This is a genomic window from Ramlibacter ginsenosidimutans (genome assembly GCF_016654015.1).
Lineage (GTDB): Bacteria > Pseudomonadota > Gammaproteobacteria > Burkholderiales > Burkholderiaceae_C > Ramlibacter > Ramlibacter ginsenosidimutans.
Genome location: NZ_JAEPWM010000006.1, coordinates 1 through 21,641 on the forward strand (window position 1 = coordinate 1; position 21,641 = coordinate 21,641).

Sequence of the window (21,641 nt, forward strand, 5' to 3'; positions counted from 1 at the left end):
TGCCACGGACGTCCAGGTGTACTTCTGTGATCCCCGCAGCCCTTGGCAGAGAGGATCCAACGAAAACACCAACGGACTGCTGCGCCAGTACTTCCCCAAGGGCACAGACCTGTCCGGGTTCAGCCAGGACCAGCTCGATGCTGTGGCCGACAGGCTCAACACCCGTCCACGCAAGACCCTTGGCTATAGCACCCCGGCCGATACACTAGCCAAGGCACTGTTGCGGTGACCGGTTGAATCCGCCGCCCTCTGCGTCCGGTTGTTGGGTTTGCATCGCCCTCATGCACAATGCGCATCCATGTTCTTCACGGTCCCCACGATCCTGACCTGGACGCGCATTGTGGCCATCCCGCTGCTGGTGGGGGTGTTCTACATCGGTCTGGAGCCCGGCCTGCAGAACCTCATCGCGACCGTGATGTTCGTGGTGTTCGCCGCGACCGACTGGCTCGACGGCTTCCTCGCACGCAAGTTGAACCAGGCTTCGTCGTTCGGGGCCTTTCTCGACCCGGTCGCGGACAAGTTCCTGGTGTGCGCCTCGCTGCTGGTGCTGGTGCACCTGCGGCGCGCCGACGTGTTCGTGGCCCTGATCATCATCGGCCGCGAGATCGCCATCTCGGCCTTGCGCGAATGGATGGCGCAGATCGGCGCGTCCAAGAGCGTGGCCGTGCACATGCTGGGCAAGATCAAGACCACCGTGCAGATGATCGCCATTCCCTTCCTGCTGTACGACGGCGTGCTGTTCGGGCGCATCGACACGCAGGTGTGGGGCAGCTGGCTGATCTGGCTCGCCGCCGTGCTCACGGTCTGGTCGATGATCTACTACCTGCAGAAGGCCTTGCCGGAAATCCGGCGCCGCGTGAAGAAGTGAACGCATGACCAGCGCCGCCGTCCCGCGCCCCGGTGCGATGGTGCGGGCGATGCCCGCCGTCTTCGTGCTGATCTGGAGCACCGGCTTCATCGTCGCGCGCTTCGGGATGCCGCATGCGCCGCCCATGAAGTTCCTCGTGCTGCGCTATGCGCTGTCGGTGACGGCTTTCCTGGTGTGGGCCGTCGTGGCCGGCGCCGCCTGGCCGCGTGACCGGCGACAGGCCGGGCACCTGGCCATCACCGGCATCCTGATGCATGCCGGCTACCTTGGTGGGGTCTGGGCCGCGGTGAAGGCGGGCATGGGCGCGGGCCTGTCGTCCCTGCTGGTCGGCCTGCAACCGGTGCTGACCGCCGTGTGGATCTCCGCGCGGGGCGGACGGGTGGCCCGCCGGCAGTGGGGCGGCCTGGCGCTCGGGCTGGCCGGCCTCGTCATGGTCGTGTGGCAGAAACTGGGGCACGGCGAGGTCACGCCCCTGAACCTCGCCTTCGCGCTGGTGGCGCTCGTCTCGATCACCGCGGGCACGCTGTACCAGAAGCGCTTTGTCGCGCCGTGCGACGTGCGCACGGCCAATCTCGTGCAACTCGCAGCCGCGTTCGCCGTGACCCTGCCGCTGGCGCTGCTGGAACAGGAAGAGATGCGCTGGTGGCTGCCCACGGGCGCGATCAACCGCGAACTGGTCGGCGCAGTCGGCTGGTCGGTGCTGGGCCTCACGCTGGGGGGCAGCTCGCTGCTGTACCTGCTGATCCAGCGCGGCGCCGCCACTTCGGTCACCAGCCTCATGTACCTGGTGCCGCCCACCACTGCGCTGATGGCCTGGGCGCTGTTCGGTGAGGCGATCACGCCGGCCATCGTCGGCGGCATGGCGCTCACCGCCGTGGGCGTGAGCCTCGTGGTGCGGCCGCCGAAGGTGCAGGCGCCTGCGCCTTCCACGGTTCCTCTCGAAAGCGCGCGGCCAGGAAGTCCACCAGCAACTTGATGCGGCGCGGCGTGCTCGCGGTGTGCGGCGCCAGCCAGTGCACGTCCGCGTCCGCCATCGCGTAGCCAGGCAGCACCCGTACCAGCTCGCCGCTCGCGAGCGCCCCGGCAATGTCCCACAGGCTGCGCAGCATGATGCCGTGGCCGGCCAGGCACCAGTCGCGCACCAGCTCGCCGGAGTTGCTGGAGAGCTTGCCGCCCACGCGCACGCGCAGCTCCGCGCGATCGCGCTCGCGTTGCAGCCGCCAGAGCCCGAACTGTTCGTTCTCGCGCACCACCAGGCAGTCGTGCGCGGCGAGTTCCTCCGGCGTGGCCGGCGTGCCGCGGCGGGCCAGGTACTCCGGCGCCGCGACCAGCACGCGCTGGTTGCGCGCGAGACGCCGTCCTGTCCACTCGCTCGCGCGCTGCCCGCGCACCGCCCACAACCACACGGCGCCGTCGAAGCCTTCGATGGCGAGGTCAGGGAGCTGCTCGGTGAGCTGCAATTGCACTTCCAGCTGCGGATGGCGCTGCTGGAACTGCGCCAGTGCAGGCCCGAGCCACAGCCGCCCGAAGCCGAAGGTCGCAGCGAGCCGGATGCGGCCCACCGGCTCGCGCTGCCGCTCCTGCAGTTCGGCCTCCATCGCCTGGAATCCCGCCAGCAGGCCCAGTGCGCGTTCGCACAGCGCCTCGCCTTCGGCGCTCGGGACCACGCGCCGGGTGGTGCGCTGGAACAGCTTCAGTCCCAGCCGCGCTTCCAGCGCCGCGAGGCGCTTGGTGATCACGGAGGGCACGACGCCGGCCGCCGCGGCTGCGCCGGCCAGGCTGCCGTGGCTGCGGATCGCGAGCAGCAGTTCGAGGTCGGGTCGGTCGAGATGGGGTCGCATTGCTGCCGGAACGGAAAGAATCGCTTGCCGCATTATTGCTGGCTCGGCTGCCGCCGCGATGCCAGAATCGCGGCCATGCTGGAAGGCTTCGCATCCCTGCGCATCGCTCGCGACGGCGTCACGCTGAACGTGCGCCGCGCGGGGCAGGGCGCGCCGCTGCTGCTGCTGCACGGCCATCCGCAGACGCACGCGATGTGGCATCGCGTCGCGCCGCAACTCGCCGAACGCTTCGACGTCGTGCTGATGGACCTGCGCGGCTACGGCGACTCGGGCCGGCCCGCTGCCGGCGAACAGTCGGTGGCGTACAGCAAGCGCGAGATGGCAGCCGATGCGCTGCACGTCATGCGCGAACTCGGGCACGCGCGCTTCCAGGTGCTGGCGCACGACCGGGGCGCCCGCGTCGCGCACCGGCTCGCGCTGGACCATCCGCAGGCGGTCGAGCGCATGCTGCTGCTGGACATCGCGCCGACCCTCGCCATGTACCGGAACACCAGCGAGGCCTTCGCACGCGCCTACTGGCACTGGTTCTTCCTGATCCAGCCGCCGCCGCTGCCCGAGGCGCTGATCGCCTCCGACCCGGCGCGCTACGTGCGCAGCGTGATGGGTGCGCGGCACGCTGGGCTCGCCGCGTTCGCGCCCCAGGCACTGGCCGAATACGAGCGCTGCGCCGGCATCGCCGGCACGGCCGAAGCGATCTGCGGCGATTACCGGGCCAGCGCCGGAATCGACCTGCAGCACGACCAGGCGGACCAGGACGCCGGCCGCAAAGTCACCCAGCCGCTGCGCGTGCTGTGGGGGCAGCATGGTGCCGTGGGCCGCTGCTTCGACGTGGCCGCGCTCTGGCGCGCCGCGGCCACCGAATTCACCGGCCGCAGCGTCGACTGCGGCCACTACATCGCGGAAGAGGCCCCGGCCCTTCTGCTCGACGAAACCCTCGCATTCTTCAGGAGAGCACCTTGAGCAAGAAACGCATCGCAGTCATCGCCGGCGACGGCATCGGCAAGGAAGTCATGCCCGAAGGCGTGCGCGTCGTGGACGCGGCCGCGCGCAAGTTCGGCATCGACCTGCAGTTCGACCACTTCGGCTTTTCCAGCTGGGACTACTGCGAGAAGCACGGCCAGTACATGCCGGACGACTGGAAGGACCAGGTGGGCGGGCACGACGCGATCTTCTTCGGCGCGGTTGGCTGGCCCGAGAAGATCGCGGACCACACCTCGCTGTGGCAGTCGCTGCTGCTGTTCCGCCGCGAGTTCGACCAGTACGTGAACCTGCGCCCCGCGCGGCTGATGCCCGGCATCATCGCGCCGGTCGTGCGCAAGGACGGCAGCCGGCGCGAACCGGGCGAGATCGACATGTACATCGTGCGCGAGAACACCGAGGGCGAGTACTCCGCCGTCGGCGGCCGCATGTACCCCGGTACCGAGCGCGAGATCGTGATGCAGGAAACCATCATGTCGCGCGTCGGCGTGGACCGCGTGCTGAAGTTCGCCTTCGAGCTGGCGCAGTCGCGCCCGAAGAAGCACCTCACCAGCGCCACCAAGTCCAACGGCATCGCCATCACCATGCCTTACTGGGATGAGCGCGTCGCCGAGATGGCGAAGAATTACCCCGGTGTCAAGACGGACAAGTTCCACATCGACATCCTCACCGCCCACTTCGTGCAGCGCCCGGACTTCTTCGACGTGGTGGTGGCGAGCAACCTGTTCGGCGACATCCTCTCCGACCTGGGCCCGGCGTGCACGGGCACCATCGGCATCGCGCCCAGCGCCAACCTGAACCCGGACCGCAAGTTCCCCTCGCTGTTCGAGCCGGTGCACGGCTCCGCGCCCGACATCTACGGCAAGAACATCGCCAACCCGATCGGCCAGATCTGGTGCGGCGCGATGATGCTGGAGTTCCTCGGGCACAAGGATGCGCACGACGCGATCCTGAAGGCGATCGAGACGGTGCTGGACCCGAAGTCGGGCGCGCCGCGCACCGCCGACATCGGCGGCAAGGCGAGCACCACCGACGTCGGCAAGGCGGTCGCCGAAGCACTGTGAGCCGCAGTCGCGCGGCGGCGCACCATCCGCCGCGCGGTGCACGCGCACCCGCGCACTAAGTCCGCTGCGCTGTTGTATTGCCGCATGGCGTATTGACACCCCTCGCGGCGCTGTTTCTAATCACCGGCAGTGGCCGCAAGGCCGCCCGCACTGTCTCCCCTTCCCGCCACCCTCCTTCGCGAGCGTCGACCCGGGAACGGGAGACAAATTTTTGGACCGGAGCAGCAATAAACATATCTGGACGAGGGGCCCCTGTGAACAAGACTGAACTGATCGAGCACATCGCGAAGCACGCTGACATTTCCAAGGCCGCGGCCACCCGCGCGCTCGAGTCGATGATCGGCGCGGTGAAGACCACCCTGAAGAAGGGCGGCTCGGTGTCGCTGGTCGGATTCGGCACCTTTGCCGTGGGCAAACGGGCCGCGCGCAGCGGCCGCAATCCGCGGACCGGCGCGCAGATTAAAATCAAGGCTGCCAAGGTGCCCAAGTTCCGTCCCGGCAAGGCGCTGAAGGATGCGCTGAACTGAAGACGGTATTCTCCCGGTGGGGTGCTTAGCTCAGCTGGTAGAGCGGCGCCCTTACAAGGCGTAGGTCGGCGGTTCGATCCCGTCAGCACCCACCAACGAAGAAAGGCGAACCGCGGTTCGCCTTTTTGTTTGTCCCCGAGCCCGAGTCCACAACCATGTTCGATTTCGTCCGCAAGCACACGAAGGTCATGCAGTTCCTGCTGTTCCTGCTGATCGTGCCTTCCTTCGTGCTGTTCGGCCTGCAAGGCTACAACCGGATGCGCGAGCGCGGGGAGACCGTCGCCAAGGTGGACGGGCACGAAATCACGCAGCAGGAATGGGACAACGCGCACAAGCAGCAGGTCGACCAGCTGCGCGAGCAGATGCCCACGCTCGATCCCAAGATCTTCGACACGCCCGAGGCGAAGTACGGCACGCTGGAGCGCCTGGTGCGGCAGCAGGTGCTGGCCGCGGCGGTCGCGCACGACAACCTGCTGGTGTCCGACCAGCGCGTCGCGCGCGAGCTGCAGTCCAACCAGGTCATCACCGCCCTGCGCGGCCCCGACGGCAAGCTGGACATGGAGCGCTATCGCCAGCTGCTCGCCGCGCGCGGCATGACGCCGGAGATGTTCGAGAACCAGGTGCGCGCCGACCTCGCCGTGCGCCAGGTGCTGGCCGCCGCGGGCCAGTCCTCGTTCACGCCGCCCGCCGAAGCCAACGTGGCGCTCAATGCGTATTTCGAGAAACGCGAGGTGCAGGTCGCGCGTTTCAACACCGCCGACTACCAGGCGAAGGTGCAGCCCACGGACGCGGACCTGCAGGCCTTCTACAAGGACAACGCGAAACTGTTCCAGGCGCCCGAGCAGGCAGACATCCAGTACGTGGTGCTGGATCTCTCCTCGATCGAGAAGGGCATCACCGTCAACGAGGCGGACCTCAAGAGCTACTACGACCAGAACGCCGCGCGGCTCGCTGCCAAGCCGGAGGAGCGCCGCGCGAGCCACATCCTGATCGCCGTGCCGAAGAACGCGACGCCCGACGTGAAGGCGAAGGCGAAGGCGACGGCGGAGGAGCTGCTCGCGCAGGTCCGCAAGAACCCGGACAGTTTCGCCGAGCTGGCGAAGAAGAACTCGCAGGACCCCGGCTCGGCGGCCAACGGCGGCGACCTGGATTACTTCGCGCGCGGCGCGATGACCAAGCCGTTCGAGGACGCCGTGTTCGCCCTCAACAAGAAGGGCGACATCAGCGGTGTCGTCGAATCCGAGTTCGGCTACCACATCATCAAGCTGACCGACATCAAGCTGGACAAGCCCAAGACCTTCGAGGAACTGAAGCCGCAGCTCGAAGCGCAGATGCGCAAGGACCTGGCGCAGAAGAAGTACGCCGAGGCGGCCGAGACCTTCACCAACACGGTCTACGAGCAGTCGGATTCGCTCAAGCCGGTCGCCGACAAGCTGAAGCTCGAGGTGCACGGCGCGCAGGACGTCTCGCGCACGCCGCAGCCCGGCGCCACCGGCCCGCTCGCCAACCCCAAGTTCCTCAATGCGCTGTTCGCGCCAGACGCCGTGGAGCGCAAGCGCAATACCGAGGCCGTGGAGGTCGGCCCGAACCAGATGGTCTCGGGCCGCATCGTGAAGTACAGCCCTGCGCACACGCGCCCCTTCGAGGAGGTGAAGGCGCAGGTGCGTGAACGCGTCGTGGCAGCGCGGGCCGCCGAACTCGCGCGCAAGGACGGCGAGGCGAAGCTCGCCGCATGGAAGGCCGCGCCGGCCAGCGCCACGCTGCCAGCGCCCGTCACTCTCTCGCGGCAGGACAAGCAGCAGCCGCGCGCCGTCATCGAGGCGGCCTTGCGTGCCGACCCGTCCAAGCTGCCCGCGCTGCTCGGCGTGGACCTCGGCGCCGATGGCTACGCCGTGGTGCAGGTCGACAAGGTGCTGCCCCGCGACACGCCGCCTCCGGCGCAGGCGCAACAGGAGCAGCAGCAGTACCAGCGCGCCTGGGCGATGGCCGAGACGGCCGCGTTCTACGATGCGCTGAAGGAGCGCTTCAACGTGCAGATCAAGGTGCCCAAGCCGAAGGAAGCGCTCCCGGAATAAGCGAAACGCGCCGGCGGCGCGGCGCGCTGGCGCTGCGCTGGCTGACAGCGCCATCCGGGCCTGTCCGGCAGGCCCGCCCTGCGGCTGGGCCGACACTGGCGCCCATGTCGCAGGAACCGCCCCAACGGCCCGAGGCCGCCGAGATCACGCGCCGCAACGTCCGCACGGTGCGCGAGCTCGAGCAGATGGCCGTCGCCGACCCGAGCTTCGCGGACCGCACGGCGTCCTTCGTCGCGCGCTTCTGCGGCAGCATCCATTTCGTCTGGGTCCATGCCGTGGTGTTCGGCGCCTGGATCGCCGTCAACGTGATCCCGGGGCTGCCGCACTGGGATCCGTATCCCTTCACCTTCCTCACCATGTGGGCGTCGATGGAGTCGATCTTCATCGCCTCCTTCATCCTGATCGCGCAGAACTACGCGATGCGCCAGAGCGAACGGCGCGACCAGCTGGAACTGCAGGTGAACCTGCTGGCGGAGCAGGAAACGACGAAGACGCTGCAACTGCTCGAGTCCGTCGCCCGGCACCTGGGCGTGCAGCAGGGCGAGGATCCGGAGGTCAGTGCGCTGGCGCAGGCGACGCGGCTGGATGCGCTCGCCAAGGAAATCGACGAGACGCACGAGGAGGAAGAGAGGGAGAAGGAGCGCGGCACCGCGAGGTAGGGCGGGCGCGCGTACCCGGGGCAAGAGAAAGGCCCTGGAGGCGGGTGCCTTCAGGGCCTGGGGATCCTGGGGTGGCTGATGGGACTCGAACCCACGACAACAGGAATCACAATCCTGGACTCTACCAACTGAGCTACAGCCACCGTGAGCCGGCGATTATAGCCGGGCGGCGCGCCCCGTTCAGGGGTTCACCATCACGAGCTTGCCTTTCACTGCGCGCGAGCCCATGCGCTCGTACGCGGCCTTGAGCTCGGCCATCGGCATGGTGCGGTCGATGACGGGCTTGACCTTGCCCTGTCCGTACCACTGCGCCAGCTGCTGCATCATGGCCGCGTTGGCCTTCGGTTCGCGCCGTGCAAAGTCGCCCCAGAACACGCCGACCAGCGAAGCGCCCTTGAGCAGCGGCAGGTTGAGCGGCAGGCTGGGGATCGGGCCTGCGGCGAAGCCGACCACCAGGTAGCGGCCGCGCCAGGCGATGGAGCGGAAGGCCGGCTCCGCGAAATCGCCGCCCACCGGGTCGTAGATGACGTCGGGGCCCTTGCCGTCCGTGGCGGCCTTGATCGCGTCGCGGAAGGCGGTCGGCACCGGATGCGTCGTGTAGTTGATGGTCGCGTCCGCGCCGATGGAGCGGCACAGCTCGCACTTCTCGTCGCTCGAGGCCGCGGCGATCACGCGCGCGCCCATCGTTTTCGCGATCTGGATCGCCGAGGTGCCGACGCCGCCCGCTGCACCGAGCACCAGCACGGTCTCGCCGGCCTTCAGCTGCGCGCGATCCACCAGCGCGTGGTGCGAGGTCGCGTAGATCATGATGAACGCCGCCGCATCCACGAAGGGAAAGCCTGCGGGCAGCGGCATGCACAGCTCCGCCTTCGCGATGGTGTGCGTCGCGAAGCCGCCGGTGCCCGAGAGGCAGGCGACCGCTTGCCCCACCTTCAGCTGCGTCACGCCCTCGCCGACCGCGGCCACGATGCCTGCGTATTCGGAGCCGGGCACGAAGGGCAGGGGCGGCTTGTGCTGGTACTTGTTCTGCACGATCAGCAGGTCGGGGAAGTTGAGGCTCGCCGCCTTGATCTCCACCAGCACCTCGCCCGCCTTCGGTTGCGGGGTGGGCAGTTCCTTCCATTGCAGCGCCTCGACGCCGACGGGGTTCTCGCATAGCCAGGCCTGCATGGCGTTCTCCTTCTATTCGTGCGGGCCCGATCATAGGCAAGCCGCCGCCGGGCGCAATGTCCCTGCGGTGACCCGCGCCTACAATCCCTGCGATGAAGATCCTGCTCTCCAACGACGACGGCTACCAGGCGCCGGGCATCGTGGCGCTGTACGAAGCGATCCGCGATCTCGGCGAGGTGGAAGTGGTCGCGCCCGAGCACAACAACAGCGCGAAGTCGAATGCGCTCACCTTGCATGCGCCGCTGTACGTGAACCTCGCGGGCAACGGCTTCCGCTATGTGAACGGCACGCCGGCGGACTGCGTGCACATCGCGCTGACGGGCCTGCTCGGTTACCGACCGGACCTGGTGGTGAGCGGCATCAACAACGGCGCCAACATGGGCGACGACACCATCTACTCCGGCACCGTGGGTGCCGCGATGGAGGGCTACCTCTTCGGCATTCCCGCGATCGCTTTCTCGCAGACGGAAAAGGGCTGGGGCCACCTCGACGCGGCGGCGCGCAAGGCGCGCGAGCTGGTGCAGTTCCTCACCGAGCAGCATCGCACCGACGAGGCGCACTGGCTGCTGAACGTCAACATCCCGAACCGGCCGTACGAAGAACTGAAGCCCTTCAAGGTGTGCCGCCTCGGACGCCGCCACGCGGCGGAGCAGGTGATCTCGCAGCCCAGCCCGCGCGGCGACGTGATGTACTGGATCGGCGGGGCGGGCCTGCCCAAGGACGACGCGGAGGGCACCGACTTCCACGCGGCGCTGCAAGGGCATCCCACCATCACGCCCTTGAAGGTGGACCTGACCGATCACGATGCGCTGCGTTACTGGGCGCAGTCCGCCGCGCGCCTGTCGACGGGCGACGTCCGATGAGCCGCCGTCCGGGCTTTCCGGCCCGCCTTCCCGGCGCGCCCGCACCGGCGGAGCGCAAGCCCGCGGCGGTGGTGGCTCCGGCCACTGCGCCGCGCGGGCTCGGGCTCGACTCGCAGGCCGTGCGGGCGAACATGGTGCAGAAGATCGCGGCCCAGGGTGTGTCGGATGCGCGTGTGCTCGCCGCCATGAACGCGGTGGAGCGGCACCGCTTCGTCGACAGTGCGCTGGTGAACCAGGCCTATGAAGACACGAGCCTGCCGATCGGCCTTGGGCAGACGATTTCCAAGCCCGGCGTGGTGGCGCGCATGATCGAGCTGCTGCTGGGAGCGCCCGGCGCCAAGGCCCGCTGCGGCCGGGTGCTGGAAGTCGGCACCGGCTGCGGCTACCAGGCCGCCGTGCTGAGCCACGTGGCCAGCGAGGTGTACAGCATCGAGCGTTTGCGCGGCCTGCACGAGCGCGCGCGCGCGAACCTGCGCGCCTTTCGTCTGGCGAACGTGCACCTGCTGTTCGGCGACGGGATGGCCGGTTTCGCCCAGGGCGCGCCCTATGCGGGCATCATCGCGGCAGCCGGCGGCGAGGCGGTGCCTGCGACGTGGACCGATCAGCTCGCCGACGGCGGGCGCATCGTCGCGCCGATGGTGATGGCGAACCGGCAGCAGGCGCTGGTCGTGATCGAGAAGAATGCGGGACGGCTCTCGCAATCGATCCTTGAGAGCGTTCACTTTGTCCCCCTAAAATCTGGCATCGCATGAGACTGAAGACATTGCTGTGGCGCGAACGCGCCCTGAACTGGCTGTGGGTGCTGTGCGCGTGCGCCGTGCTCGCCGCCTGCGCCGCGCCGCGCCGCGCGCCCGCCCCGGTGGAAGACCGGGTGGCCGCACGCCATCCGACGGCGGTCGCAACCGAGACGACGCATGCGGGGCCGCTGCCCGGTGCGGAGAATGCAGGCAAGCCGGGGTACTACACCGTGCGCCCGGGCGACACGCTGCTGCGCATCGCGCTGGAGTCGGGCCAGAACTGGCGGGACATCGCGCGCTGGAACGGACTCGACAACCCGAACGTGATCGAGGTCGGGCAGGTGCTGCGCGTCGGCCCGCCCCCCGGCGGCACGGCCGTCGCGGTAGCGCCGCCGGCCTCTTCGCCCGCGTCCGCGCCGGCCCCCGCTGTCGCGGCGCAGCCCCCGGCGAGTGCGGCGAGCAGCGCACCCCGGCCGGTCGCATCGGCGGCGCCCGCGCCCGCGCCGGCGCCCAGCAGCACGCCCGCGCCCACGCCGCCGGCGAGCACGGGGCCCGACGACGACATCGCCTGGGGCTGGCCCACGGTCGGCGCGGGCACGGTGCTCGCGGGTTTCGACGAGCAGAAGAACAAAGGACTGGACATCGGCGGCCGGGCCGGCGATCCTGTGCTCGCAGCGGCGGATGGCCGCGTCGTCTACGCGGGCGCGGGCCTGCGCGGCTACGGCAACCTGATCATCTTGAAGCACAACAACACCTACCTCACCGCCTACGCGCACAACCAGTCCCTGCTGGTGAAGGAGGACCAGGCCGTGCGCAAGGGGCAGAAGATCGCGGAGATGGGGTCCACCGACACCGACCGCGTGAAGCTGCATTTCGAGATCCGCCGGCAGGGCAAGCCGGTGGACCCCACGCGGTACCTGCCGGCGAAGTAGCCATGAAGCGGCGCAACGGGCACGGCTTGCCGGCGCCTGCAGGCGCCGGTCCCGACGCGGACAGTGTTCCCACGGATGAGCCGGAGCCGCCGGCCAACCTCGAGCCGGTGCCCGAAGTGCAGTTGCGCGAGCTGCCTTCGGACCTCTCGGGCGAGAGCAGCGACACGCTGACGCTGTACCTGCGCGACGTGCGCCGCACCACGTTGTTCACCGCCGAAGAGGAATACGCCACCGCGGTGCGCGCGCGTGCCGGCGATTTCCGCGCGCGCCAGTCGATGATCGAGCACAACCTGCGGCTGGTCGTGAGCATCGCGAAAGGCTATCTCGGGCGCGGCGTGCCGCTGTCGGACCTGATCGAGGAAGGCAACCTGGGCCTGATGCACGCGATCGACAAGTTCGAACCGGAGCGCGGTTTCCGTTTCTCCACCTACGCGACCTGGTGGATCCGCCAGGCCGTGGAGCGCGCGGTGATGAACCAGGGCCGCGTGATCCGCCTGCCGGTGCACGTCGTGCGCGAGCTGCAGCAGGTGCTGCGCGCGCGCCGCACGCTGGAGAACGATCCGGCCTTTCTCGCGCGGCGGGGAGGCGATGCCGAAGGCGTGCGCGTCGAGGACGTGGCGGCGCTGCTCGGGCGCGACGTGCACGAGGTGGCGCAGCTGCTCGCGATGGCCGAAACGCCCAAGTCGCTGGACGCGGTGGTCGACCGCTCGGACGACGAGCACACGCTGGGCGATTTCATGGCGGACGAACTGACGCTCGATCCCACGGGCGTCACCCAGAACCACGAAGTCGAGCGGCTGCTCGCGGGCTGGATCGACACGCTCACCAACCGCGAGAAGGAAGTGCTGGAAGGCCGCTTCGGCCTGCACCACCGCGAACCCGAAACCCTCGAGGTCCTGAGCGACCGCCTGGGCCTCACGCGCGAGCGCGTGCGCCAGATCCAGAACGAAGCGCTGACGAAGCTGAAACGGCAGATGGCGCGCAGCGGCGTCGATCGCGACTCGCTGTTCTAGCTGGGGTTCGCTGCGCTCACCGCCAGCCTACCCGCTAGCTGCGCGAGTCTTTTCGCCTTGCCCGCTGCGCTCGTGCAACGACGCCCCGCTCCTTCCCCCTTCGGGGGGAAGGCTGGGATGGGGGGCTCCTGATGCGGCCGCAGGCCAGGGCATGTTTCGACTGATACAGTCGAAACATGCCCTGGCCTGTACTCGTTTTCGACATCGAATCCATCCCCGACATCGCTGGCCTGCGTCAGCTGCGCGACGCCCCCGCGGACATGAGCGACCAGCAGGTCCACGCCGCCTGGGTGCAGGAGCGCAAGGACAACAACCAGAGCGATTTCCTGCCGCACTACCTGCAGCGGGTGCTGGTGATCAGCTGCGTGTTCCGCAACGCGGACGGCCTGCGCGTGCACTCGTTCGTGGACCGCGACAACGCGAGCGAAGGCAAGGTGATCCAGACCTTCTTCAACGTGCTGGACAAGTACGTGCCGCAGCTCGTGAGCTGGAACGGCGGCGGCTTCGACCTGCCGGTGCTGCACTACCGCGGCCTGCGCCACGGCGTGAGCGCGGACCGCTACTGGTGCATGGGCGAGGGCGGGGCGCCGGACGACCGCGAGTTCAAGTGGAACAACTACATCAGCCGCTACCACATGCGCCACCTGGACCTCATGGACCTGCTGGCCATGTACCAGCCGCGCGCGAATGCGCCGCTGGATGCGATGGCCAAGCTGTGCGGCTTCCCGGGCAAGCTGGGCATGGACGGCTCGCAGGTCTACTCCGCGTTCGTCGACGGCAAGCTGGAGGAGATCCGCCGCTACTGCGAGACGGACGTGATGAACACCTACCTGCTGTACTGCCGCTTCCAGAAGATGCGCTGCGGCTTCACCGAGGCCGAGTACGCGCAGGAGATCGACTTCGTGAAGCAGACGCTGGGCGAGCTGGCGCCGAACGAGCCGCACTGGCGGGAATACCTGGCCGCCTGGGCCTGAACCCGGCCCCTGAGACAATCGAGGGATGACAGACAGGCAGGAGCCGCCCCCGCTGCCGGAGGGCTGGTTGCAGATCGAATCGCTGGACATCGAGGCGCAGGGCGTTGCGCGCCGCCCCGACGGCAAGGTCGTGTTCGTCGACGGCGCGCTGCCGGGCGAATGCGTCACCGCGAAGGTCCAGCGCCGCAAGAACAACTGGGAGCAGGCCGCCCTGGTCGAGGTGCACCGCGAGTCGGCGCTGCGCGTGCGTCCGCGCTGCCCGCATTTCGGCCTGCACGAGGGCGCCTGCGGCGGCTGCAAGATGCAGCACCTGGACGTCGCCGCCCAGGTCGCCATCAAGCAGCGCGTGCTGGAAGACAACCTGTGGCACCTCGGCAAGGTGCGCGCCGGGACGATGCTGCCCGCGATCCAGGGGCCCGACTGGGGCTACCGCTGGCGCGCCCGCTTCTCGGTGCGGCACGTGCGCAAGAAGGAGACGGTGCTGGTCGGCTTCCACGAGCGCAAGAGCCGCTACGTGGCCGACATCCGCGAGTGCCACGTCGTGCCGAAGCACGTGAGCGACCTGCTGCTGCCCCTGCGCGCGCTGATCGGCTCCATGGACGCGATCGAGACCTGTCCGCAGATCGAGCTGGCCTGCGGCGACACGGTCACGGCGCTCGTGCTGCGTCACCTGGAGCCGCTGTCGGAAGGCGACCTGGCCAAGCTGCGCGAGTTCGCGAGCGACCATGCGTCGGCAGGCGTGCAGTGGTGGCTGCAGCCGAAGGGGCCCGACACGGTGCGGCTGCTGGACGAGGGCGGTCCGGAACTCGCGTATGCGCTGCCGGAGTTCGGGATCACCATGCCGTTCAAGCCGACGGACTTCACGCAGGTCAACCCGCACATCAACCGCGTGCTGGTGGACCGGGCCGTGCGACTGCTGGACGTGCAGCGCGGCGAGCGCGTGATCGACTGGTTCTGCGGGCTGGGCAACTTCACGCTGCCGCTGGCTACGCGCGCGGGCGAGGTGCTGGGCATCGAAGGAAGCGAGGCGCTGGTGGCCCGCTCGCGCGAGAACTACCAGCGCAACCAGGCCGGCCGCGCGGCGCCGCTCGCGGGCACGCGCTTCCTCGCGCGCAACCTGTTCGAGATGACGCCGCAGCAGCTGGTTGCCGACGGCGCGGCCGACCGCTGGCTGGTGGATCCGCCGCGCGAAGGAGCCTTCGCGCTCGCGAAAGCCCTGGCCGACCTGCACCAGGACCCGTCGCTGCGCGGCACCTGGAAGCCGCCGCGGCGCATCGTCTACGTCAGCTGCAACCCGGGGACGCTGGCGCGCGATGCCGGGCTGCTGGTGCACCAGGCGGGCTACACCTGCACCCACGCCGGCGTGGTGAACATGTTCCCGCACACGGCGCACGTGGAGTCGATCGCCGTGTTCGACCTGGCCTGAAGTGGGGGGGTGTTCGCCGGGTTCCGGCGAATCTCGGTCGGTGCGGCCCCTGGCCTGCGCCGCGTTGCATGTTGCGGCAGTTGAACCGGAGACCGTAGGCTGGTTGGTGAGCCGCAGGCGAACCCCAGCTTGCTGCGCTGCGCCGGATCGCTGGGGTTCGCATTGCTCACCGCCAGCCTACGAGTACGAAGGCCCGTGAGTCGCCCCCGCACCTCAGAGGGCACTTCTTTGTGCCCCTCCGCAAACGACCAGAAGAAAGGCCCGCGCGAAGCGGGCCTTTTTCGTGGAGCGATCTGCGCTCAGTCGTCGCCGGAGGTGATGCCCAGCAGGATCAGCAGGCTCTGGAACACGTTGAACAGGTCCAGGTACAGCATCAGCGTGGCGCTGATGTAGTTCGTCTCGCCGCCGTCGATGATCTGCTTCAGGTCGTACAGCATGTACATGCTGAAGATGCCGATGGCCAGGGTGCTGATCACCAGCACGCCCATCGTGGAGCCCACGAACACGTTGATGACGCTGCCGACCACCAGGACGACGGCGCCGGCGAACAGCCACTTGCCCAGGCCGGACAGCTCGCGCTTGATCACCGTGGCCAGCGTAGCCATCACCAGGAACACGCCGGCGGTGCCGCCGAAGGCGATCATCACCAGCCCGGTGCCGTTCCTGAACCCGAGCACCATCGCGATCAGGCGCGAGAGCATCAGGCCCATGAAGAAGGTGAAGGCGAGCAGCACGCCCACGCCGGCCGCCGAGTCCTTGGTCTTCTGGATCGCGTACATGAAGCCGAACGCGATGCCGAGGAAGACGACGAGGCCCAAGCCCCCGGTGAGGTTGCGGGTGATGCCGGTGGTCACGCCCACCCAGGCGCCGAGCACCGTCGGGATCAGGCTGATGGCGAGCAGCCAGTAGGTGTTGCGCAGCACCTTGTTGCGCTGTTCCAGCGCCGCGGTGTTGCCGTACGCGTAGGCAGGGAAGTTCTGGATCGGGTCGCTCATGGCTGGTTTCTCCTGTCAGGCGATTGGATGAGCGGATTCTAGGAGGGTTCCCGTGTTGCCCGGAAAGAGTTTGCCGTCCAGCGGCTATGCTTGCTGCTTTCCCGTTGTTCCTGCGTCCCATGAAAAACAAAGCTGTCCTCGAGCTCGCCGACGTCAAGGCGGTCGCCGCCGCCGCCGAAGCGGAGGCCCTGGCCAACCACTGGGCGGTGTGCATCGCCATCGTCGACGACGGCGGTCACCTCCTCTGGCTGCAGCGCCTGGACGGCACCGCACCGGTGTCCGCGCACATCGCGCCGGCCAAGGCCCGCACGGCGGCGCTCGGCCGCCGCGAAAGCCGGACCTACGAGGAGATGATCAACGGCGGCCGCATGTCCTTCCTGAGCGCACCGGTCATCGACGGCATGCTGGAGGGCGGCTTCCCCATCCTCAAGGACGGCCAGTGCATCGGTGCGATCGGCGTGAGCGGCGTCAAGAGCAGCGAGGACGCCCAGATCGCCCGCGCCGGCATCGCGGCGCTTGGCCTCTGAGCCGGTGCGTCACTGGGGCTTCGGCTCGGTGAGGAAGCCGATGCGGCGCAGCCCCGCCTGCTGCGCTGCGGACAGGGCCTGTGCCACGCGCTCGTAGCGCACGTCCTTGTCGCCGCGGATGTGCAGCTCCGGCTGCGGGTCGCGCGCCGCCGCGGCGCGCAGCATGCGCGCCAGGTCCTGGTCGCTGACGGGCGCCTCGTTCCACCAGTACTGCCCCCGGGCGTCGACGGTCAGCCGCACGGTCTGCGGCTGCACGTCCAGCGGCTGGCTGTTCGCGCGCGGCAGGTCCACTTCCACCGAGTGCTTCATCACGGGGACGGTGATCATGAAGATGATCAGGAGCACCAGCATGACGTCCACCAGCGGCGTCATGTTGATCTCGTTCATCACGTCGTCGGTGTCGTCCTGCGTGCCGAACGCCATGCTCAGGATCCTTTCTTCATCGGGACCACCTTGCCCGCGTCGTCCACGGAGACGCGCGAGCCCGTGACAAGGTACGCGTGTAGGTCGTGCGCGAAGCGATTCAGCTTGAACAGCACGCCCTTGTTGCCGCGCACGAGCGCGTTGTAGCCCAGCACCGCCGGGATCGCGACCGCCAGGCCCAGCGCGGTCATGATGAGAGCCTCGCCCACCGGGCCCGCGACCTTGTCGATGGTGGCCTGGCCGGAAGTGCCGATGGCGAGCAGCGCGTGGTAGATGCCCCAGACGGTTCCGAACAGGCCCACGAAGGGCGCCGTCGAACCGACCGAGGCGAGCACCGCCAGGCCACCCTGCAGGCGCGCCGTCGATTCGTCGATGGAGTTGCGCATCGCACGCGTGAGCCACTCGCTCGCACCCAGCGAGTCGTGCAACTGCGGCTGCGCGTTGTGGTGGGCCGCCGCCTCCCGCCCCTCGAGTGCGAGCGCGCGGAAGGGATTCGCGGGATCGGTGCCTAGCTTGCTGAGGCCATCCGCGAAATCGGCGGCGTGCCAGAAGCTCTCGATGCTGCGGGCCTGCCGGCGATACCGCTGCAAGTCCATGGCCTTCAGGACGATGACCATCCAGGACGCCAGGGACATGGCGAGCAGCAGCAGCGCGACGGCCTTGGTGACGATGTCGCCCGCGCTCCAGAAGTGCGCGAGCCCCAGTTCCGTGTTCATGTTCTCCGTCCTACTCCGAAAGATCGAAATCGATGGGGACCTTCACCCACATCGGCTCCGGGACGCCGCCTCGCTTGCCCGGAACGTAGCGCCACTGGCGCGCGGCCTCCAGCGCCGCGCGGTCGAGACGGGCGAAGCCGCTCGATTCGAGCACGGTCGCATCCTGCGCCCTGCCGTCCACCCCGATCAGCACCCGCAACACCACCTTGCCGTGCTCGCCCAGGCGCCTGCTGGTCGGCGGGTAGGCGGGCTTTGGATTGTGCAGGTAGTCGGCGTCGCTCACGGGCAGTTCGACGCTGGCGGTGGCTTGCGCCGGCGCGGGTGCGGGTGCAGCAGCAGCCGCAGCGGCGACCGGGGGCGGCGTGGGTTGCGGCTGGGCGAGCCCGGTGGGCGCATTCGGCGCGGGCGGCAGTTCGGGCGCGGCCGCAGGCTTAGGTGCGGGCGGAGGCGGTGTCTTGTGCGCGGGCACGTGCGGCTCGGCTGCCCTGGTGGGCTTGGAGGGCGGCTCGGGCGTGGCAACCGGAGGCGCCGGGCGAGGCACCGGCGGCGTGATGATCTCGGTCACGATCTGGACGGGGACGAACATCTCGGCGGGACGGTGGAGCAGCCCGGACTGCAGCGCCCAGAGCGCGGCTACGTGCAACAGCACCACGCCGCCGGCCGCGACGAGCTTGCGCTGGAATGCAGGGATCGCGGAGGACGTTCGCGCGGGCATGCCGCGAGGATAGGGCAGTCAGTGCGCCACCCGGCGCAGCACCGGGGCGAGGATCAGCCGGCCGCGCCGCAGCCGCAGCCAGGGCAGGGCCGCGCCGCGCTGTCCTGCACGTGGGCGGACGACTCCCCGGCGTGGCTGTGTACTTCGCTTTGCACCGCTGCCACCGGATGGAGGGGATTGCACTGCGCCACCACGTCGCGGGCGCAGCCCTCGCATTGCCCGCACTGCGTGGCGACGCCCAGCTCGAACTGGATGTCGTCGAAGCTCATCCCGGCGCGTGCGTGGCGGGCGATCTCGCGATCGGAAACTCGGCGGCAGACGCAGACGATCATGGCTTGCTGGCGACAGGGTGGAACAGAGACTTCAGTATAAATGCGAATCCCTCGCATTTGCAATACAATGCGCTGGAACGGAAACCAAGCCATGCGACGCGAAACCTTTTCCACTCCTGAGCCGCATCCCGGCGCGCACGTCGTCCCGCGCGAATCGCTCGCGCAGGCGCCCACGGGAAAGCCCTTCGTGGTGAAGCAGGTGCTGCCTGATCCGCAGGTGCCCGAACGGGCGCGCCAGCTCGAGGAGATCGGCTTCTATCCCGGCGAGCAGGTGATGGTGATGACCCGCGGCATTCCCGGCGGCGACCCGCTGGTGGTGCGCGTCGGCCAGTCCACCTTCGCCTTGCGCGGCGCCGAGGCGGCCTGCATCCAGGTCGAAGGGACCGCCGGCCGCGGCGCATGAACGAGGCCGTCGTCCACCTGCATCCGACCGGCCGGCTCGCGGCGCTGGTCGGCAATCCCAATGCAGGCAAGACGGCGCTGTTCAACCGCCTGACCGGCAGCAACCAGAAGGTTGCGAACTACGCCGGCGTGACCATCGAGCGCAAGGAAGGCAAGCTCACGCTGTCTTCCGGCAAGACGGTGCGTGTGCTGGACCTGCCGGGCACGTACAGCCTGAACCCGCGCTCGCCCGACGAGCGCATCACCTGCGAAGTCCTGCAAGGCAGGGCGCGTGGCGAGAAGCGCCCCGACCTGGTCGTGTGCGTGCTCGACGCGACCAACCTGCGCCGGGGCCTGCGCCTGGTGCTGGGCATCAAGCGCATGAACCTGCCCTGCGTGGTCGCGCTCAACATGGCGGACCTCGCCGCCAGTCGCGGCATCCGGCTCGACCCGGATGCGCTCGCCAGCGAACTCGGCGTGCCGGTGGTGAGCACGGTGGCCGTGCAGGGCGAGGGCGATGCGGCCTTGCGCGAACTGCTGGCACGTCCGGAAATCTGGCAGCCCACCACCAGCCTGATGCCGGTGCCGATGCCGCCGGGCGACGAGCTGCCCGACCACGATCGCGTGCGCCAGATCCTCGAACGGCTGGGCCTCGACAACGTCGCTCCTCATCTGCTCAGCGACCGTATGGATCGCGTGGTGCTGCACCCCGTCGTCGGTCCCGTGCTGCTGGCCCTGCTGCTGTTCTTCGTGTTCCAGGCCGTGTTCGCCTGGGCCAAGATGCCGATGGCCGCCATCCAGGAGGCGACCAACTGGGTGGGCAACGCCGTGGGCAGCCTGCTGCCCGAGGGCTACCTGCGCAGCTTCCTCGTCGACGGCCTGGTCGCCGGCGTCGGCGGAGTGATCGTGTTCCTGCCGCAGGTGCTGATCCTGTTCTTCTTCATCCTGGTGCTGGAGGAATCCGGCTACCTGCCACGCGCGGCCTTCCTGCTCGATCGCATCATGGGCGGCGTCGGCCTGTCCGGCCGTTCGTTCATCCCGCTGCTCTCCAGCTTCGCGTGCGCCATTCCCGGCATCATGGCCACGCGCACCATCGCCAATCCACGCGACCGGCTGGTCACCATCATGATCGCGCCGATGATGACCTGCTCGGCGCGCCTGCCGGTCTACGCGCTGCTGATCGGCGCGTTCATCCCGCATCGCAGCGTCGGGCCGGGCCTGGAATTGCAGGGGCTCGTGCTCTTCCTGCTTTACCTCGCGGGCATCGCCGGCTCGCTGATGGTGGCGTGGATCCTGAAACGCACGACGGCGCGAGGCCTGGTGCGTCCGCTGATGATGGAACTGCCCGTGTACCACTGGCCCCACCTGCGCAGCGTGGCGCTGGGACTGTGGCAGCGCGCCGTGATCTTCATGCGGCGCGTCGGATCCATCATCCTGGTGCTGACGATCGCGCTGTGGTTTCTCGCGAGCTTTCCGGGCGCGCCCGAGGGAGCCACGCGTCCCGCCATCGAGTACAGCGTCGCCGGCATCCTGGGGCACGGGCTGTCCGTCCTGCTGGCGCCGATCGGCTTCAACTGGCAGATCAGCATCGCGCTGGTGCCCGGGCTCGCCGCGCGCGAGGTGGCGGTGAGCGCGCTCGGGACGGTCTATGCGCTGTCGGCCACGGGAACGAACACGGCCCAGGCATTGACGCCGATCATCGCGCACAGCTGGAGCCTGGCGACCGCGTTGTCGCTGCTGGCGTGGTACGTGTTCGCGCCGCAATGCATGGCGACGCTCGCGACCGTGAAGCGCGAAACCGGCGGCTGGAAATGGGCGCTGGTGATGGCGGCCTACCTGTTCGGGCTGGCCTACATCGCGTCCTTCATCACCTACCGCGTGGCGCTCGCGCTCGGCTGGGGCTGATCAGGAAGCTTCGCCCATCTGCGACTGCAGGTAGTTCTGCAGGCCGACCTTGTTCAGCAGGTCGATCTGCGTTTCCAGCCAGTCGATGTGCTCCTCGGTATCGACGAGGATCTCCGCGAGGATCTCGCGCGAGACGTAGTCCTTGGCCGCCTCGCTCTGCGCGATGCCGGCCTTGATGGTGGCCTGGGCACCGCGCTCGCTGCGCAGGTCGCAGTCCAGGATCTCGGGCACGTCCTCGCCCACCATCAGCTTGCCGAGGTCCTGCAGGTTGGGCAAGGCGTCGAGGAACAGGATGCGCTCCATCAGCTTGTCCGCGTGCTTCATCTCGCCGATGGATTCCTCGTACTCCTTCTTCGCCAGGCGATCGAAGCCCCAGTGCTTCAGGATGCGGTAATGCAGGAAGTACTGGTTGGTCGCCGTCAGTTCGTTCTTCAGCTGCGCCTGCAGCAGCTGGATGATCTGGGGATCGCCTTGCATCGTCGTCTCCGCTTGGGGGTGCGGCGATTGTGGCGCAAGGCAA

At 68.7% G+C, this 21,641-nt stretch carries 25 protein-coding genes and 2 tRNA genes; 18 read left to right on the top strand and 9 right to left on the bottom strand.

What is annotated here, in order from left to right:
• The 3 genes from JJB11_RS14925 to JJB11_RS14935 form a co-directional block, all read left to right on the top strand.
• A partial coding sequence (locus JJB11_RS14925) for an IS30 family transposase (protein WP_201165857.1) occupies window positions 1-229 on the top strand: 229 nt, incomplete at its 5' end.
• Between the two features lie 69 nt (window positions 230-298).
• The gene (pgsA, locus tag JJB11_RS14930; RefSeq protein ID WP_201172750.1) at window positions 299-868 is read left to right on the top strand and encodes a CDP-diacylglycerol--glycerol-3-phosphate 3-phosphatidyltransferase; all 570 of its coding nucleotides are present in this window, start codon (window positions 299-301) and stop codon (window positions 866-868) included.
• A gap of 4 nt (window positions 869-872) precedes the next feature.
• Complete coding sequence (locus JJB11_RS14935) at window positions 873-1,844, top strand: DMT family transporter (protein WP_201172752.1); 972 nt, start codon at window positions 873-875, stop codon at window positions 1,842-1,844.
• Here the strand turns inward: JJB11_RS14935 and JJB11_RS14940 are convergent.
• Window positions 1,735-2,709, bottom strand: a complete 975-nt coding sequence (locus JJB11_RS14940) for a LysR substrate-binding domain-containing protein (RefSeq protein ID WP_201172761.1) — start codon at window positions 2,707-2,709, stop codon at window positions 1,735-1,737. The genes JJB11_RS14935 and JJB11_RS14940 overlap by 110 nt on opposite strands.
• A 75-nt stretch (window positions 2,710-2,784) precedes the next feature.
• Here JJB11_RS14940 and JJB11_RS14945 point away from each other — a divergent pair, with 75 nt between their 5' ends.
• From JJB11_RS14945 to JJB11_RS14970, 6 genes are all read left to right on the top strand, one after another.
• Window positions 2,785-3,669: an alpha/beta fold hydrolase gene (locus JJB11_RS14945; protein WP_201172764.1), complete on the top strand. Its 885-nt coding sequence runs from the start codon at window positions 2,785-2,787 to the stop codon at window positions 3,667-3,669.
• Entirely contained in the window at window positions 3,666-4,751 is a 1,086-nt protein-coding gene (locus JJB11_RS14950) for a tartrate dehydrogenase (protein WP_201172775.1), read from the top strand. The genes JJB11_RS14945 and JJB11_RS14950 overlap by 4 nt, the downstream gene beginning before the upstream one ends.
• Before the next feature lie 254 nt (window positions 4,752-5,005).
• Entirely contained in the window at window positions 5,006-5,278 is a 273-nt protein-coding gene (locus tag JJB11_RS14955) for an HU family DNA-binding protein (RefSeq protein WP_013901776.1), read from the top strand.
• A gap of 19 nt (window positions 5,279-5,297) precedes the next feature.
• Window positions 5,298-5,373 (top strand) — tRNA-Val (locus tag JJB11_RS14960).
• Between the two features lie 60 nt (window positions 5,374-5,433).
• Entirely contained in the window at window positions 5,434-7,353 is a 1,920-nt protein-coding gene (locus tag JJB11_RS14965; protein WP_201172788.1) for a SurA N-terminal domain-containing protein, read from the top strand.
• A gap of 104 nt (window positions 7,354-7,457) precedes the next feature.
• Window positions 7,458-8,012, top strand: coding sequence for a DUF1003 domain-containing protein (locus JJB11_RS14970; RefSeq protein ID WP_201172790.1), 555 nt, complete (start codon window positions 7,458-7,460; stop codon window positions 8,010-8,012).
• A gap of 67 nt (window positions 8,013-8,079) precedes the next feature.
• On the opposite strand, the gene JJB11_RS14975 is transcribed toward JJB11_RS14970, so the two are convergent.
• Window positions 8,080-8,155 (bottom strand) — tRNA-His (locus tag JJB11_RS14975).
• Window positions 8,156-8,192: 37 nt separating this feature from the next.
• Complete coding sequence (locus JJB11_RS14980; RefSeq protein WP_201172793.1) at window positions 8,193-9,182, bottom strand: NADPH:quinone oxidoreductase family protein; 990 nt, start codon at window positions 9,180-9,182, stop codon at window positions 8,193-8,195.
• A 92-nt stretch (window positions 9,183-9,274) separates the two neighbouring features.
• On the opposite strand from JJB11_RS14980, the gene surE reads away from it, so the two are divergent.
• The 6 genes from surE to rlmD all read left to right on the top strand — a co-directional run bounded on the left by surE (window position 9,275) and on the right by rlmD (window position 15,127).
• Window positions 9,275-10,045: a 5'/3'-nucleotidase SurE gene (gene surE / locus JJB11_RS14985; RefSeq protein ID WP_201172795.1), complete on the top strand. Its 771-nt coding sequence runs from the start codon at window positions 9,275-9,277 to the stop codon at window positions 10,043-10,045.
• Window positions 10,042-10,797, top strand: a complete 756-nt coding sequence (locus JJB11_RS14990) for a protein-L-isoaspartate(D-aspartate) O-methyltransferase (RefSeq protein WP_201172797.1) — start codon at window positions 10,042-10,044, stop codon at window positions 10,795-10,797. Before surE ends, JJB11_RS14990 begins: the two co-directional genes overlap by 4 nt.
• Entirely contained in the window at window positions 10,794-11,714 is a 921-nt protein-coding gene (locus JJB11_RS14995; RefSeq protein WP_201172799.1) for a peptidoglycan DD-metalloendopeptidase family protein, read from the top strand. The genes JJB11_RS14990 and JJB11_RS14995 overlap by 4 nt, the downstream gene beginning before the upstream one ends.
• 2 nt (window positions 11,715-11,716) lie before the next feature.
• Window positions 11,717-12,727 carry an RNA polymerase sigma factor RpoS gene (gene rpoS, locus JJB11_RS15000; RefSeq protein WP_201172811.1) on the top strand — a complete coding sequence of 337 codons (1,011 nt, stop codon included), beginning with the start codon at window positions 11,717-11,719 and terminating at the stop codon, window positions 12,725-12,727.
• Between the two features lie 176 nt (window positions 12,728-12,903).
• Window positions 12,904-13,701, top strand: a complete 798-nt coding sequence (locus JJB11_RS15005) for a 3'-5' exonuclease (RefSeq protein ID WP_201172815.1) — start codon at window positions 12,904-12,906, stop codon at window positions 13,699-13,701.
• A gap of 25 nt (window positions 13,702-13,726) precedes the next feature.
• Complete coding sequence (gene rlmD, locus JJB11_RS15010) at window positions 13,727-15,127, top strand: 23S rRNA (uracil(1939)-C(5))-methyltransferase RlmD (protein WP_201172829.1); 1,401 nt, start codon at window positions 13,727-13,729, stop codon at window positions 15,125-15,127.
• Window positions 15,128-15,426: 299 nt separating this feature from the next.
• Here the strand turns inward: rlmD and JJB11_RS15015 are convergent, their stop codons facing one another.
• Window positions 15,427-16,122, bottom strand: coding sequence for a Bax inhibitor-1 family protein (locus JJB11_RS15015; protein WP_201172843.1), 696 nt, complete (start codon window positions 16,120-16,122; stop codon window positions 15,427-15,429).
• Between the two features lie 119 nt (window positions 16,123-16,241).
• Between JJB11_RS15015 and JJB11_RS15020 the strand changes: the two genes are divergently transcribed.
• Window positions 16,242-16,649, top strand: coding sequence for a GlcG/HbpS family heme-binding protein (locus tag JJB11_RS15020; RefSeq protein ID WP_201172844.1), 408 nt, complete (start codon window positions 16,242-16,244; stop codon window positions 16,647-16,649).
• A 9-nt stretch (window positions 16,650-16,658) separates the two neighbouring features.
• On the opposite strand, the gene JJB11_RS15025 is transcribed toward JJB11_RS15020, so the two are convergent.
• The 4 genes from JJB11_RS15025 to JJB11_RS26045 are packed head-to-tail and all read right to left on the bottom strand — an operon-like array spanning window position 16,659 to window position 18,835.
• The gene (locus JJB11_RS15025) at window positions 16,659-17,072 is read right to left on the bottom strand and encodes an ExbD/TolR family protein (RefSeq protein ID WP_201172847.1); all 414 of its coding nucleotides are present in this window, start codon (window positions 17,070-17,072) and stop codon (window positions 16,659-16,661) included.
• A 2-nt stretch (window positions 17,073-17,074) separates the two neighbouring features.
• Entirely contained in the window at window positions 17,075-17,788 is a 714-nt protein-coding gene (locus JJB11_RS15030; RefSeq protein ID WP_201172850.1) for a MotA/TolQ/ExbB proton channel family protein, read from the bottom strand.
• A gap of 10 nt (window positions 17,789-17,798) precedes the next feature.
• Window positions 17,799-18,503: an energy transducer TonB gene (locus JJB11_RS15035; protein WP_201172853.1), complete on the bottom strand. Its 705-nt coding sequence runs from the start codon at window positions 18,501-18,503 to the stop codon at window positions 17,799-17,801.
• Between the two features lie 53 nt (window positions 18,504-18,556).
• Window positions 18,557-18,835, bottom strand: coding sequence for a (2Fe-2S)-binding protein (locus JJB11_RS26045; RefSeq protein ID WP_201964864.1), 279 nt, complete (start codon window positions 18,833-18,835; stop codon window positions 18,557-18,559).
• A 91-nt stretch (window positions 18,836-18,926) separates the two neighbouring features.
• On the opposite strand from JJB11_RS26045, the gene JJB11_RS15045 reads away from it, so the two are divergent.
• Window positions 18,927-19,238 carry a FeoA family protein gene (locus tag JJB11_RS15045; protein WP_201172856.1) on the top strand — a complete coding sequence of 104 codons (312 nt, stop codon included), beginning with the start codon at window positions 18,927-18,929 and terminating at the stop codon, window positions 19,236-19,238.
• Window positions 19,235-21,121 carry a ferrous iron transporter B gene (gene feoB / locus JJB11_RS15050; protein ID WP_201172858.1) on the top strand — a complete coding sequence of 629 codons (1,887 nt, stop codon included), beginning with the start codon at window positions 19,235-19,237 and terminating at the stop codon, window positions 21,119-21,121. Before JJB11_RS15045 ends, feoB begins: the two co-directional genes overlap by 4 nt.
• On the opposite strand, the gene bfr is transcribed toward feoB, so the two are convergent.
• The gene (bfr, locus tag JJB11_RS15055) at window positions 21,122-21,598 is read right to left on the bottom strand and encodes a bacterioferritin (protein ID WP_201172860.1); all 477 of its coding nucleotides are present in this window, start codon (window positions 21,596-21,598) and stop codon (window positions 21,122-21,124) included. It lies immediately after the preceding gene.
• Window positions 21,599-21,641: the final 43 nt, after the last annotated feature.